The following is a 14,714-nucleotide window of genomic DNA, read 5'->3' on the forward strand; positions in this document are numbered from 1 at the left end:
GATGCGCTCGATGCAGTCATAGGGAACCACGGGGAGCGGAGCCGTCACCGCGGATGATCTCGATACCCGGCGCGCGTGGCGCGCTGCGTCGCGTCGCCGGTGCGCGGGCGGGCGCTTCCGGGTAGTTGCGGGCGGGCGTGCTGCTGCGACCGGCCAGTGCATCGCCGTCGATGCCGGCGAACGCGTGATTTTCTGGCCGTTGCAGCGCAAGTTGCTGTTCTGCATCCAGGCCACGCAGTGGATCGATCACCCCGCGTGCCTGCGGGAACAGCGCCAGATCGGGCTGGCCGGAATCGGCAGGGTTGCGCAGGGCCAGGAACAGCTTGCCCTGCTGCGCACCCAGCAGCAGGCGGTTGGCATCGGCCACCGGTACCGCCAGTACCGCGCTGCGTGCGGGCTGGGTGGCCTCGCTGCCTGTGCTCTGGTTGCTGCTACCGGTGATGTCGGCGGCGCGTGGATCGTTGCGGGTGTCGGCCTCACTGCTGGCTACCGCAGCATCGCTGGCTGGGGCAATGTCCTGCTGGCCATAGCTGAGCACTCTCAGGCGTGACAGCAGCAGGCGGGTCTGCGCGGCTTCGCCTGGGCTGTTGACGTTAGGCTGGGCATTGCGAAGGTTGAGGAACACGTCGACGAAGTCACCCGGCAGGATGCGGTTGCCGGCACCCACCAGCTCGTCGACCGGTACGGCCAGCGCACGTTCGCCCGCGCGCAGCTGCAGCGAGAAGCCCTGTGCGAGACTGCCGGCACTGATCGCCGTGCCTTCAGCGATATCCTGCACCGGCACCTTGCCGACGACCGCGGACATGCTGGTGGCGGCACCGGCAACCGGCGTGCTTCGCTGTGCAAGGCGCACACCATTGGCGCTGATCGGTTCGCCGGCCGGCAGGCGCGCCACGGCTTCGACCACGGTGATTGCCTGGGCCTCGCTGTGCGCAACAGGGGCAACCGAGGCAGGCGCTGCCGACCTGCGTCCGATCATCAAGGCAACCACGGCCAGCAGCACGGCCAGCGCGATCAGGGCGACGGCGGCGATGCGGGTCAACTTGAGCATGGAACCGTCTCCTTGAGTGTTCGTCAGTTGCCGCTGCCGAGGTCGAGCTGGGCGACGGCGACGCTGCGGATGGGAGCCTTCATCACCCACTTGTAGAGCGTGGCGGTGCCGGGCAGGAAGGGGTGGCTGGCATAGTCGTAGCTGACCGTCACGGTGATGCATTGGACCGTGGCGAGGCCGGCACAGGGCGCCTGCGCGGATACCGTGACGGCGTTGCTTCCCCCATTGCTGCAGTCGACGGGCTGACCCGAGAAGTTCAGCAGCCACTGCATCGAACCACGCGCGGCAACACAGGCCGCTGTACGGCGTTCATTGGCAGTGCCGTAGCGCAGCGATGCGCGAGCACCCTCGGCCGAGGCGGTTGCCAGCGTCTGCTGGGCCGCCATGATCATCACGCCGGAGAAAGTGAACAGCAGTAGTGGCAGCAGGCCCAGCATCAGCATCAGCGCGAATTCAATGCTGACCACGCCCCGTTGCAGCCTTGGACGATGGATGTTCATGTCAGGCCTCCGTACGTACTGAAGAGGATCCAACCGATGGCTGCCATTGCCAGGTAGGCCGCGTAGGGAATGCCTTGGCGTCCCTGGCGAGCGCTTTGCATCCCGCGCAGCGCCGGGTGTGAATGCCATTGCGAACTCGCCCGGATCATCTGGGCCTGCAGGCCAATGGGCAGTACTGGACCCAGCCGGCGCGACACCAGCACCACCGCTGCATGTACCCCCGCTGCGATGCTGGCCGCGATCCAGATCGGCAGCAGCGCCTGCCAGCCAAGCATCAATCCCAGTGCCGAAAAAAATTTCACATCGCCGGCGCCCATCCAGCGCAGCGCATAGAAGGGCAGCAATGCGACCAGGCCGAGCGCCGCGCCGGCAACGTGGGAAATCCACGGCAGGCGCGGCGCACTGAACTGGCCGGCGATGAGCAGGACAACGGTGATCGCGCATGCAGACAGCAGCCAGGCATTGGGCACCCGACGGGCGTACAGATCGCTGATCGCGATCCGCAGGCACACACCGATGGCCAACAATCCCAGCAGTGTCATCACACACTCCATCGTCCGTCAGTGGACGGTCAGCAGTTGCTGTCCCTGATCCAACCTGGGACGCGGCTTACGCAGGCGTGGTGCCCGAGGCCTTGTTGGCAAGCTTGGTGAGATTCTCGAAGAGCGTGCTGAAGAACGTCTGGATCTGCGTGCTGCCCAGCGCGATCAGGACGCCGGCAATCACCGCGGCCAGCAACCCGTACTCAAGGGCGGTTACGCCGTCTTCTTCCTTCAGGAACTTGCGGATCGATGCGTTCATGACCTTTGTCTCCCTCAACCTGTCTGCTACAGGACACCTGTTGGGCGGTGGCCCGGCTCCGCCGGGATCGTCCGTGGGCCTCCGCGCATCCTGGCGGAGGAGGCACGGCGGGATGGACCCGCTGTGCTCAAGCAGGGTGATCGTTTCCAGGCGGGACGTCGTTCGCGCAATGACGACCCCGCGGCCAAGGGCCGGTGGTTGAAACATCGAGCGATACGTGCATGGTCATGCAGTCCCCCTGGGTGAGGCCATTGCTGGATGGCCGGATCACCGTGTTATCGACTTTGCCTGAATGGCGGCCAGCTGCAACCGGAACCTATATGCAAATTCGGCAGAAAGTCGTTGGGCCTTAAAACTTCAGTCCGTTTCTGTGACGAAAATCCGTTCCCTGGCAAAACGATTCATCGACGTGCAGATAATGTGATTCCAGATTCCTGCGCATGCGAAAACCGTGCCGTGGGCGACAACTTTACGTTCACGTCTGTATCCATCCTGTTCCGGGAGCGAGGGATGTTTATCCTCGTAAATTATCGGGCATACTCGCATTCAAGTATTCGTGTTTCTTTATGGGGCGAGCACGTTGTTGGCGGCATCGCTCGCCCCGGAGATGGAAGCAATTCCATGAGGGGTGCGTGCCCTGTCAGGCAGTGGGGGTCGCATCGCACGACGGATATAAACGGGGGGACGACACTGTCATGGTCGATGGTGGGGTAGGAGACAGCGACGAAAGCGGCCTGCGGTCGATCGACCTGGCGACGCTGAGCGGCGTACTTCGTGTGTGCGATGTCGAACTGCTTCTGCTCGATGGCAACGGGCCCCGGGCGGCCTTCGCTTCGCGCGTGCATGAAGAGGCTTTGTTCTGCAGCATCAGCTGTGGATTCCATTGTCGTGGCCGTTTCATGCTGCCGCCGGACTGGGCGATGCTGGGCTACCTGCATGCAACGGATGAAACGCTGAGTTGGTGCCACGGAGTACCGCTTACCCCCGGCATGGCGTTGACGGTGATGCCGGAAGGCATCAGCGAGTTCACGCTGAGTCCGGGTACGCACATGACGCTGATGCTGGTGCCGGTTGCGCGGGTGCAGCGAAAACTGACCGAGTTGAGCCTTCGCAGTACGCCGCCGGCAGGCCAGGCGTTGTCGTTGTTCAATCTCGCCAGCGAAACCACTCCTCTTGCACAGCATTACCAGCAACTGCACGTGCAACTGGGGCAGGGGGCGAGCCTGCAACCGGAAGAAACCGAGAAGCTGCTGCACGAGCACGTGCAGGCCCTGCTCGGTGCCGGTGCAGCCGATCGGCCTGGATGCAGTCGTGCACGGCGCACCCATTATCTGATCGCGCAGCGGGCAGAGAATTTCATGCGGCTCAATCTGCGCCGCAATATCTATATGAATGAGATCTGCGATGCGGCTGGCGTCAGTGAGCGTGGGCTGCGCTACGCCTTCGAGGATCTGTTCGGCACCTCGCCCAACCGTTACCTGTCCATGCTGCGCCTGTGCGCAGCCTGCCGGAGCCTGTCGATGGCCGATTCCAGCCGTCGCTCGGTCAAGGCCATTGCCCTCAGCTGTGGGTTGTGGGACCTGTCGCGTTTCGCTGATAACTACCGCAAGGTCTTCGGTGAACTGCCGCGCGACACGCTGATGCGCGCGCCCGCGCAGATCGGCCAGCCGGCCTGACCCAAGCGCTACAAGGGTTTCCCGATCGTTTCTGCCGGAATTGCATATCCGCTTGCCGATATGGTTGCCGCTTCTGCATAACGGGCTGCCGATTCCGACCGTGGATTTGCCGGAATGCGCGATTGCCGTGCCGGAATGAAGTGCGCAGCCGCCGTTGCAAACGCTGAAATGTCAGTCACCTGCCTAACGGCAAGTCCACTGACATTCAAGTTGTTCGCCTACGGGGGAAATGCTCATGAACCGCATCTACCGGCGTGTATGGAATCGCCAGCTCAATGCTCTGGTTGTGGCCTCGGAACTGGCCACCGGCGACAGCGGCGGCAGCGCTGCCCGTGATCCGCGCAGTGCCCTGCTGATGCCCACCGCCTTGGCCCTGGCCCTGCTGTGTGCGCTGGCCAGCGGGCATGCAGGAGCGTCCGAATCCAATCAGTCCCTGCGTGACCTGCAGGCGCTCGCAGCCAAGTACGCGCAGCCGATGCCGGTCAAGGTTGATGCTGAAGTGGCATTGGCGGCCGCCTCGCGTCAGGCGCAGAGCACAACGGCAATCAGCGCTGATGCGCGTGTCGGCCTGCAACTGAGTACGAACTCGCTGCCTGTGGTGCGCGACGTGCTGCCGGCGACGGTGCAGGTGAAGCTCGATGCGAACACTGCGCCGAAGCAGGTCGCCGTTCCGGCGCTGGCGGCCGATGTCCGGGCCAATGTCGGGCTGGGTCATGCAGCGTCCAATGTGGCGAAGATTGATGCATCGCTGGCGGCCAACGTTGCGCCTTCTGCGCACGGGCCGCTTGGTGTGGCTGCGGATGCGCAGGCGAAGGCCAGGGTTGGCGTGGCCGGTACCCAGGTGGCCTCGATCGATACCGGTGCCAAGGCGGCCGCCGATGTTGCCGGCGCGTCCGCGGGCTCGCTGTCCGGCCTCAAGGCGTCGGTTGACGGCAAGGTGGATTCGCAGCTCAAGCTGGCGGGCCACCAGATCGACGGTCAGGGACAGGTCAAGGCGACGGCAGCGGTCACGCTGCCGGCCAAGGAGGAGCTGCCGGGCGAGACCCACGATCGTGCGATCGCCGCAGCCTTCGATACCGGTGTTGCCGGCAAAGTGCGCGTGCAGGCGCCGGATGGCCAGGAAGTCGTGGCCGACCGCAATCTGAAGCTGGCCGGCCAAGCGACCGCGGCAGCGCAGAACAGCGCGCTGGGCGTCGGTGGCCTGGTGGGCGGCGTTGTCGGCGCGGCAGGTGGCGCCGTGGGTGGCGTGCTTGATGGCACCGTAGGCAACACGGTTGGTGCGGTCGGCGGCGCCTTGCACGGCACGGTTGGAACGGTAGGTGGCGCAGTGGGCAGCACGCTCAATGGCGCCGTTGGTGCAGTTGGCGGCACCGTGGGTGGTGCGCTCAACGGCACGGTCGGTTCGGTCGGCAGCGCAGTCGGCGGCGCGCTCAACGGCGCGGTTGGCACGGTGGGTGCGGTTGGCGGCACCGTGGGTGGTGCACTGAACGGCACGGTCGGTTCGGTTGGCAGTGCAGTCGGCGGCGCGCTCAACGGTGCGGTCGGCACGGTGGGTGCAGTTGGCGGCACCGTGGGTGGTGCATTGGACGGCACGGTCGGTTCGGTTGGCAGCGCTGTCGGCGGCACGCTCAACAATACAGTGGGTGCGGTGGGCAGCACCGTCGGCGGTGTACTCAATGGCGCTACCGGAGGCAGCACGGGCGGCCTGGGCGGCCTGTTGGGCAACACGCTCGGCAGCGTCGGCAGCGCCGTGGGCAACCTGCTCAACGGCAACCTCAACGGTACCATTGGTAATCTGGGCAGCGCCGTGGGTGGCCTGGTCGGTGGCACACTGAGCGGCCTCGGCCTGACCAAGCCCTCGGCGATTCCGCCGACCAGCCCGAAGGCGCCGGCTCCGGCCGATCCGAATGCAGGGTTGATCATCGGCACTGGCGGCCTGGTCGGCAATGTCGGGCAGCTGATCGGCCCGACCACCACCAGCCTGTTCGGTGGCAACGGCTACCTGAGCAACGGTAACCTCAAGCTCAGCAACGCCAACGTGATGCAGACCTACTCGACGGTCAATGTGCTGGGCCTGCCGGTGGTCAACCTGTCGCCAGTCGGCAGCACCCTCAACGGGCTGGGCGGTGCCGCTACCGGTGGCAGCTCGCACCTGACCCTGATCGGTGGCGTCACCTCCGACAGCTACATCTACAACATCAACAACGGCAATCCGGGTGGCCTGCTGGGCCTGTTGCTGCCGAAGGACTCGCCCGCGTGGGCCGCCAAGTGCCTGGATATCGCCCTTGCAGACATCTCGTGCTGGGCGGTCAATGCCGCGCAGGACTACCAGGTGCTGATGGGGGACGGCGCCTTCGCCAACGGTTCGAAGGAAGTGGTGATCGGTGCCAATGCACGGCACGAACTGCCGAAGGTCGATGCCAACGTCGCCTTCCCGGGTGATGGGGTCAACGACCCGAGCAACCCGACCGGTGTACCGACCGCCGACTACGCTGCGCGCATGGGCCATTCGGTGATCGTCGGCGACAGTGCCGTCGGTACCGCAAACGGCCAGACCCTGCTCGGTGCTGAAGCCACCTCCAACCAGGCCAACTCGGTCGCACTGGGCTACCGCTCGGCCGCACTGCGTGGCGCGCAGGCCAGCTACAGTGCTTACGGCCTGACTGCACCGCAGGTCTCCGCCGGTGAAGTGTCGGTGGGCACCGCAGGTGGTGGCGAGCGCCAGATCACCAATGTTGCTGCCGGTAGTGCCAATACGGATGCAGTCAACGTGGTCCAGCTGAAGGGCGCGATCAGCCTCATCAACGATGTGGCGGCTGCAGCGGTGACCTACGACCTGGATGGTGCAGGTAATCCGAACTATCGTCGCGTCACGCTCGGCGCCGGCACCGGCACCACCACCATCGGCAACCTGGCCGGCGGCGCGATCACCGCAGGCAGCCTGGAGGCGGTCAACGGTGGCCAGCTGGCTGGTACCAACGCCGCCATCGCCAGCTTCTTCGGTGGCCGCGCCGCGTTTGATCCGGCCAGCGGTGCCTTCACCGCGCCGCTGTTCGAGATCAGCACCATCTCCACCGGCGGCGCCATCGCCAAGGGCCTGTATGACAACGCTACCGATGCCTTCGCCGCGGTCGACGGCTCGCTGGTCAACCTCAACACGCAGATCACCGACATCCGCAACGGTGGCACCAAGTACCTGCGGGTGAACTCGACCGGTACCGAGGCGCTGGCCACTGGCACCGACTCGATTGCAGTCGGCACCAATGCCCGTGCCACCGCTGCCAACAGCATTGCGGTTGGTGCCGGCAGCCTGGCCGATCGTGCCAACAGCGTGTCCATCGGTGCCGCCGGTGCCGAGCGTCAGGTCACCAACATGGCCGCGGGTACGGCCGCCACCGATGCGGTCAACGTCGGCCAGCTGCAGGCATCGGAACAGGGTGCACTGCGCTATGACCTCAACGGCGATGGCAGCGTCAACTACGCCAGCGCCACGCTGGGCCAGACCGGCACCGCCACCACGCTGCGCAACCTGGGCCCGGGCCAGGTGAGTGCCACCAGCAGCGAGGCCATCAATGGTGCCCAGCTGTTCGCGGCCAACCAGGCAGTGGCCACCCATCTCGGCGGTGGCGCAGCAGTCAACGCCAGTGGCGTGCTGACCGCACCGACCTACTCGATCAACAACGTTGCCGCCAACGGCACCGTCAGCAAGGGCAGCTACAACGACGTCGGTACCGCTTTCGATGCCGTCAGCAACTCGCTGGCCAACGTCGCTGACCAGACCGGCGAGATCGACAAGCTGGCCGTGAAGTACGACGTCGATGGCAGCGGCAACGTGCTCAACAGCGTGACGCTGACGGGTACCGGCACCGGCGCGGTGAAGATCACCAACGTCGCCGCCGGCAGCATCCTGGCTGGCAGCAGTGATGCCATCACCGGCGACCAGCTGTTCAGTACGAACAGCACCATCGCCAACTACTTCGGTGGCACCACCACCTACAACGGCACCACCAACGTGTGGACCGCGCCGAAGTTCAGCATCTCCAGCATCGCCACCGACGGCACCTTCACCAGCGGCGACTACAACAATGTCACTGCCGCCTTCACTGCGGTGGACGGCTCGCTGAAGGTCCTCAACCAGCGTATCACCAACGGTGGCGGTGGCAGTGCCTACCTGGCGGTGAACTCGACGGCGGCGGCTGCAACGGCTGCTGGCGCGGAAGCGGTGGCGGTGGGTCCTCAGGCCAGTGCAGCCGGTGCCAACAGTGTGGCGGTCGGCAACGGTGCCAGCAGCAGTGCCGGCAACAGCGTGGCGCTGGGTGCCGGTTCAGTGGCCAGCGTCGGTGCACAGAGCGGGTACACCGGTGCCTACGGCCAGACCGGCGCCAGCAACTCGGCAGGTGAGGTCTCGGTCGGCAGCACCGGCAGCGAGCGCAAGATCACCCACGTTGCCGATGGCTCGGACGACCACGATGCGACCAACGTCGGCCAGCTCAAGAACGGCGTGAACTACGCCATTGACCAGTCCAAGTCCTACACGGACCAGAAGATCCAGAACATCACCAACGTGGCGGGCAGCTTCCGCGCCAACAACACCAACAACCTGGCCGATCCGTCCGCCAGTGGTGCCAACTCGGCCGCCGGTGGTGCAGGCTCCACCGCAGCCGGTGCCAACTCGACCGCGCTGGGCAATGGTTCGCAGGCGCAGGCCGACAACTCGGTGGCGCTGGGTGCGGGTTCGGTGGCGAACCGGGCCAACACGGTCTCGGTCGGTGCCGCCGGTGCCGAACGCCAGGTGGTCAACGTGGCCGACGGCTCGCAGGCCACCGACGCGGTCAACGTGCGCCAGCTGCAGGCCTCGCAGCAGGGTACGATCCGCTATGACACCACTACCAACGGTGCCACCAACTACAACAGTGTCACCCTCGGCAGCACCAGCAGCGGTCCGACCACGGTGCGCAACGTCGCCGCCGGCACCGCCGGTACCGACGCAGTCAACGTGGACCAGTTGAAGTCGGGCATGGCGCAGACCCTGGACTGGTCCAAGGCCTACACCGACGAGCGCATGGGCGGCTTCGAGCGCGACCTGCGCAAGACCGACAACCGCGCCTCGGCCGGTATCGCTTCGGCGATGGCCACCGCAGCCCTGCCGCAGCCCAGCGAAGCGGGCCGCAGCATGGCCTCGGTCGCCGCCGGCAGCTACAACGGCGAGTCTGGTGTGGCGGTCGGTATCTCCGGTGTCTCAGAGGGTGGCCGCTGGATCTACAAGTTCAGCGGTTCGACCAACAGCCGTGGCGAGGCCGGTGTGGCCGTCGGTGCCGGTATCCAGTGGTGATCGCCGTCGCCGGGCCGCCACCGCGGCCCGGCAGCGCGGAAACGTCCATAGGGGGAATGACATGAAACAGCATCGCATCGCCCGTAGCGGCCAGATGGCCGCCATGCTGGGCCTGGTCCTGGGGATGGGACTGCTGGCCGCCTGCCGCAGCCATGCGCCGGCCGCCGAGGGTCCTGCCGAAGCCACCGCCGTGCACTTCCCGGAGGCCTCCAAGGCTTCGCTGAAGGAAGGCATCTATCCTGACGTCGCCGACCTGCGCCGCTTCGCGCCGGGCATGACCAAGCGCCAGCTGTACACGCTGCTGGGCACGCCGCATTTCAATGAAGGCATGTGGGGCGTGCGCGAGTGGAACTACCTGTTCAACTTCCGTACCGCACAGGGCGCGGAGTACTTCACCTGTCAGTTCCAGGTGCGCTTCGACAGCAAGGGCGTCGCCCAGGGGGGCTACTGGAAGCCGGAATCGTGCGCGGCGGTGATCGAACCGCCACGGCCACCGGCGCCACCGGCACCGGCACCGTTGCCGGAGCAGCCGCTGCGATTGTCCGCCGATGCGTTGTTCGGCTTCGACAGTGCGGTACTCAGCGCTGAAGGCCAGCAGGCGGTGCAGGGCATCCTGGCGCAGGTACGCGAGGCCGCGCAGGTGCAATCGATCCGGGTGACCGGGTATACCGACCGTATCGGCAGTGCCAGCTACAACCAGACACTGTCGCAGCGCCGCGCCGAAGCCGTGCGCAGCGCACTGGTGCAGGGCGGGGTGCCTGCGGCCAGCATCAGTGCAGAAGGGCGTGGTGCAGCGGAGCCGGTCGTGCAGTGCGACCAGCGCAACCGTCGCGAGCTGATCGCCTGCCTGGCACCGAACCGGCGGGTGCAGATCGCCGGGGTGGCGCAGCCGCGCTGAGTTTCCTGCGCCGGGGCATCGCCCCGGCATCCCGAGTCCCCCCTGACCGTCGGCAGGACGTGGTTACGTCTCCCCCGTTGATCACGCCTGCCGGCGGCTCAGGTTTTCCATGGTGCACGCGATGAACGCCCAATTCCTGCCTCTTTCCATGAAGACGGAAACCACACTGAGTGTGTACGGTCAGCTCGGCAATCATGCGGTGGTACGCATTCCCGGGCGGCGCCTGCCGGGGCTGATCCTGCAGGCCGATACCGTGGCCGGGTTCCTGGCCCAGCTGCAGGAAGCCCAGGCCTGCCTGCGCAGCGGCCGCGCGCAGCGCACCGATGCCGAGCTGGACATGCTGATCGACGTGCTGCAGCAGTGGTATGCGCTGATCGAATCGCGCCTGGCCGACGCTGGCGAGGCGCTGTAGAAGAAAAAGGGGACGGAGGGGATTAAGTCGTTCTTGCCCCGGCTGTGCCGGAAACGACTTAATCCCCTCCGTCCCCTTTTTTTCTAGGCGCGGGCGCGCACCAGCCAGCAGGCGGCATCGACGCGCACACGGTCGCCCTCGATGAATGGGTTGAATGCCGCCAGCGCCGTGTTGCGGAGCGAGGTGGCCCGTTCTTCGGGCAGGTTGCGCAGCGCCAAGCCAAGTGGGCCCAGCTGTCCCACGTAGGTCGGCAGCGCATCGCGTGCGATCGAACACGGAAGGTCCACCGCAACCACCTCCACATCCTTCCAGCCGGCGGCCTGCAACAGGCGCTGCACGCGTTGGCCATCGGCGAAGGCGAACTGTCCCGGGGCACCGGGTACACGCGGCGGAAGCTCCAGCGCATCGCCGATCGCGCGCTCGGCCGTGGTCATGAATGGATTCTCGTCAGCGCTGCGCCAGGCGATGAAGCGCAGGCCGGCACCGGGCCGCGCGGCGCGGTGCAGGTTGGCGAAGGCCGCACCGGTATCTTCGAAGAACATCACGCCCAGCCGCGACTGGATCCAGTCGAAGTGCGTGGAGGGAAGCGGATGCTGCTGCGCGTCTGCGACGATGAAGTCTGCGTCCAGTCCTGCCGCCTCGGCACGCTGATGGGCCATCGCCAGCATCGGCGCGGAGATGTCCAGGCCGGTGCAGTGCGCGGCAGGGCGAGCCGCTGCGGCGGCCAGCAGGCTGGCGCCGGTACCGCAGCCGATATCCAGCAGCTGCGTGACGGTCTGTGGAAGCTCGGCCACCAGCAGGTCGGCCATGGGCTGGAACAGGCCGTCGAGAATGGCCTGCTGCGCGACCCAGATCTGGCCGCCAGGGCCGTTCCACAGGGTGTTCTGATCAACGGGGGGTGTGCTGGTCATGGTCTTGCCTTGCGGGGAAGTCGCCCATAGGTTGGCGCTTGAAGGTCACTTGAGGTCAAGCCCGTGCGTGAACTGGATATCGGCGAGGTGGTCAAGCGCAGTGGCGTGCCGGCCTCGACCCTGCGTTACTACGAACAATTGGGCTTGTTGCAGGCCCTGGGCCGTCGCGGCCTGCGCCGGCAGTACGACGAGCAGGTGCTGGAACGGCTGGCGCTGATCGGTCTTGGCCAGGCGGCCGGGCTGTCACTGCAGCAGATCGGGGCATCGCTGCCGCCGCAGCATGGATGCATCTCGCTGGACCGCAAGGCGCTGCTGGCACAGGCTGATGTGCTGCAGCGGCAGATCACCCAGCTGCAGCGGGTGCGCCGGCACCTGCAACGCGCGGCGGCCTGCCCGGAAGCGCAGGATGCGCGGCAGTGCGGTTCATTCCAGAAATTGTTGCGCGCGCAGCAGCGCATGGCGGGTAGGTGAGTTGCTGGTGCCCGTTCAATCGCGGGTACTGACTTCCCAGGTGGCATGCAGCACGCCCGGCACATGCTCCATCCGCGCCAGCACCACGTCCAGCTCATCGGCACTCACGGCGGTACTGACCAGCACCGCGATCACATCGGTGGGCGCATCGGCATGCTCGACCAACTGCACATCACCAACCGGATACTGCGCCGCCTCCAGCGCATCGACCAACCGCTCGCGCACCCGCGGGACCGCTTCGGCATCCACGCTCAGACGCACTTCGTAGGTGGCTTCGGTCGCCGCCTCGTTGATCGGGATGCGGTTGATTGCATTCACCAGTGGCCGCAGCAGGGTATTGCCGGCGATGATCAGTACGGTCAGCAGCACGCCTTCGGCCAGCATGTCCGCGCCGGTGCAGCTGCCCACCGCTGCCGAGCACCACAGGGTGGCGGCGGTGTTCAGGCCGCGCACGTTCATGCCTTCCTTCATGATCACGCCGGCGCCGAGGAAGCCGACCCCGGAGACCACGTAGGAGATCACCCGCACTGCCTCGGCGCTGCCGGCGATGCGCATGCCCAGGTCGACGAAGGCAGCGGCGCCGACTGCCACCAGCACGTTGGTGCGCAGGCCGGCCGTGCGTTGCCGGTACTGGCGCTCGGCGCCGATCAGCGTGCCCAGCACGAAGGCGGCCAGCAGGCTGACTACGGTGTCGGCGAAGGGGCCGGCCTGGAAGGTTTCAATGAAACGCATGGCCGGAGTCTATCGCGTCGAAGTGACAAGAGATCCACACCATGCGTGAATTTCAAAAGTGTCAGAAACGACTTAATCCCCTCCGTCCCCTTTTTTCGGGGTCAGTCGGTGTCGTCGACGCGCTCGCCCATCAGTTCGCGCTGGCGTTTGTCCAGTTCCTCGGCGTAGCGCTTGCGTACGAAAGCTTCGGAAACCACGCCCAGTACCTGGCCGTCGGCGGCGACCACGGCCAGTTCGTCGGCCTGGGTCTGGTCGAAGCGCTGCATCACGCTGACCACGTCCGCGGCTGGCGACAGCGACACGTCCCGGTTCTCGGCCAGCTCGCCGATCGTGGTTTCCGGCTTCACGCCGTCGCCGTAGACACGCGGAATCTGCACGATGCCGGCGTAATGGCCCTCGCTGTCGATCAGGATCACCCGGCTGCCCGAGCCCAGCGGGAAGCGCTGGCGGAACGCGGCGGCATCGAGATCGGCCGGGGCGGTGGCCACGCCTTTGCGCATCAGCCGACCGGCGTTGAGGTTCTGCACCCAGCCCACGTCGCGGGCACTCTTGATGGTCTCGCCGCGCAGGTGCATGCGCCAGGTCGAGAACGAATAGCCGAACCACTGCCGTACCAGTGTGCTGGACACCAGCACCGCGCTCATCACCACGCTGGTCAGCAGGAAGTCATGGGTGCCTTCCAGCACCAGCATGGCCATGGTCATCGGCGCGCCGACCACCGCCGCGGCCAGCGCCGCCATGCCGGCCAGCGCGGCCGAGGTGGCGTCGATCACCGGCACGCCGGTGGCCATCGCCAGCAGGCCGGCGAACAACGCACCGACCAGGGTGCCCATGAACAGCGAGGCGAAGAACAGGCCGCCCCGGAAGCCGAAGCCCAATGAGATGCCCGAGGCCAGGCACTTCAGGGTCAGCAGGCCGCCGATCCAGATAAGCGGCAGATGCGTGGTCAGGTCCAGGTGCAGCGCGCCATGTCCGGACGACAGCACCTGTGGGCTGGCCAGGGCCAGCGGAATCAGCAGCAGGCCGCCCACCACCGGCCGTCCCCACAGCGGCAGCGGACTGCGCTTGACCGTGCCTTCGATGGACGCGATCAAGCGCATGATGACAATACCGACCATCGCGCAGCAGCAGCCGAGCAGGCCGTAGATGGCGTAGTCCGCTGCACGCACGTCGATGGTCGAGGCGGCAGGCAGCAGGTAGGCCTCGATGCCGGCCTGGTCGGCCACGAACGCGCCGGCCAGTGCGGCAACCGCCACCGGCGCCAGTGCGGCCGGGGTGTAGGCGCCAATGACGATTTCGAAGGCATAGAACGCACCAGCCAAGGGCGCACCGAAGGCGGCGGCGATGGCACCGGCGGCACCGGCGCCGACGAGGATGCGCACGTCATTGCGGCGCAGGCGCATCACCCGGCCCAGCTGCGAACCGCTGCCGGCGCCCATCTGCGTATAGGAAGCCTCCAGCCCGACCGAGGCGCCGCAACCATTGGACAGCAGGGTCTGTGTCAGAACGATAAGGTTGTCGCGCATCGACATACGGCCGCCATGCAGGGCATTGGCTTCCACCGCGTCAAGCAGGGGGCGCTTGAGCCGGGTCGCGGCCAGGCTGACCAGCCCGACCAGCAGGCCACCCAGCGGCAGCACCAGCAACGCAGTCCAGGTCAGCGAGGGCAGGGAGCTCAGGCGCATGCCTTCATCCAGCCCGTACAGGGTGCCCTGCAGCCAGCGTGCGATGCCGGACTGCAGCAGGGTCAGGTAGCCGGCGATCAGGCCGACCAGCAGCGCAAGTGCAATGAACCAGAGGTCGCTGCCGCGCAGTCGCAGGCGCAGGCCCTGGAAGGCCAGATGCAGGCGCGATGGCAAAGCAGACGGTGACATGGTGGCGGCATGATACGCCGCCACCGTGATCGCCACCGTCACTGCATCGGGCGATT

General features: G+C 66.4%; 12 protein-coding genes. 5 read left to right on the top strand and 7 right to left on the bottom strand.

All coding sequences use genetic code 11. The annotated features are described in order from the left end of the window. Positions 1-16: 16 nt before the first annotated feature. From cpaB to R1H25_RS13230, 4 genes are all read right to left on the bottom strand, one after another. Entirely contained in the window at positions 17-1,051 is a 1,035-nt protein-coding gene (cpaB, locus tag R1H25_RS13215) for a Flp pilus assembly protein CpaB (protein WP_317223803.1), read from the bottom strand. Positions 1,052-1,074: 23 nt separating this feature from the next. Further along, a complete protein-coding gene (locus R1H25_RS13220; protein ID WP_099589684.1) occupies positions 1,075-1,551 on the bottom strand; it encodes a TadE/TadG family type IV pilus assembly protein in 477 nt (158 codons plus the stop codon). Further along, on the bottom strand, positions 1,548-2,093 hold the full coding sequence (locus R1H25_RS13225; protein WP_049448367.1) for a prepilin peptidase: 546 nt from the start codon (positions 2,091-2,093) through the stop codon (positions 1,548-1,550). The genes R1H25_RS13220 and R1H25_RS13225 overlap by 4 nt, the downstream gene beginning before the upstream one ends. Positions 2,094-2,160: 67 nt before the next feature. Beyond that, a complete protein-coding gene (locus tag R1H25_RS13230) occupies positions 2,161-2,352 on the bottom strand; it encodes a Flp family type IVb pilin (RefSeq protein ID WP_049448369.1) in 192 nt (63 codons plus the stop codon). A gap of 695 nt (positions 2,353-3,047) precedes the next feature. On the opposite strand from R1H25_RS13230, the gene R1H25_RS13235 reads away from it, so the two are divergent. The 4 genes from R1H25_RS13235 (at position 3,048) to R1H25_RS13250 (ending at position 10,670) form a co-directional block, all read left to right on the top strand. Next, positions 3,048-4,028 carry a helix-turn-helix domain-containing protein gene (locus R1H25_RS13235; RefSeq protein WP_049448371.1) on the top strand — a complete coding sequence of 327 codons (981 nt, stop codon included), beginning with the start codon at positions 3,048-3,050 and terminating at the stop codon, positions 4,026-4,028. A 235-nt stretch (positions 4,029-4,263) separates the two neighbouring features. Next, complete coding sequence (locus tag R1H25_RS13240) at positions 4,264-9,360, top strand: YadA-like family protein (RefSeq protein WP_317223804.1); 5,097 nt, start codon at positions 4,264-4,266, stop codon at positions 9,358-9,360. Positions 9,361-9,421: 61 nt separating this feature from the next. Next, positions 9,422-10,258 carry an OmpA family protein gene (locus R1H25_RS13245; RefSeq protein WP_317223805.1) on the top strand — a complete coding sequence of 279 codons (837 nt, stop codon included), beginning with the start codon at positions 9,422-9,424 and terminating at the stop codon, positions 10,256-10,258. 121 nt (positions 10,259-10,379) lie between these two features. Beyond that, complete coding sequence (locus R1H25_RS13250; RefSeq protein WP_019659952.1) at positions 10,380-10,670, top strand: hypothetical protein; 291 nt, start codon at positions 10,380-10,382, stop codon at positions 10,668-10,670. Between the two features lie 83 nt (positions 10,671-10,753). Here R1H25_RS13250 and R1H25_RS13255 read toward each other — a convergent pair whose 3' ends face one another. Further along, positions 10,754-11,581, bottom strand: coding sequence for a class I SAM-dependent methyltransferase (locus R1H25_RS13255; RefSeq protein WP_317223806.1), 828 nt, complete (start codon positions 11,579-11,581; stop codon positions 10,754-10,756). A 63-nt stretch (positions 11,582-11,644) separates the two neighbouring features. Between R1H25_RS13255 and R1H25_RS13260 the strand changes: the two genes are divergently transcribed. Continuing rightward, complete coding sequence (locus tag R1H25_RS13260; RefSeq protein WP_088480824.1) at positions 11,645-12,052, top strand: MerR family transcriptional regulator; 408 nt, start codon at positions 11,645-11,647, stop codon at positions 12,050-12,052. A 15-nt stretch (positions 12,053-12,067) separates the two neighbouring features. Here the strand turns inward: R1H25_RS13260 and R1H25_RS13265 are convergent, their stop codons facing one another. Both R1H25_RS13265 and R1H25_RS13270 read right to left on the bottom strand, forming a co-directional pair. Then, the gene (locus R1H25_RS13265; protein ID WP_010485159.1) at positions 12,068-12,784 is read right to left on the bottom strand and encodes an MgtC/SapB family protein; all 717 of its coding nucleotides are present in this window, start codon (positions 12,782-12,784) and stop codon (positions 12,068-12,070) included. A 101-nt stretch (positions 12,785-12,885) separates the two neighbouring features. Beyond that, complete coding sequence (locus R1H25_RS13270; RefSeq protein WP_317223807.1) at positions 12,886-14,658, bottom strand: chloride channel protein; 1,773 nt, start codon at positions 14,656-14,658, stop codon at positions 12,886-12,888. Positions 14,659-14,714: the final 56 nt, after the last annotated feature.

The sequence above is a fragment of the Stenotrophomonas veracruzanensis genome, assembly GCF_032911525.1.
GTDB classification, from domain to species: domain Bacteria; phylum Pseudomonadota; class Gammaproteobacteria; order Xanthomonadales; family Xanthomonadaceae; genus Stenotrophomonas; species Stenotrophomonas africana.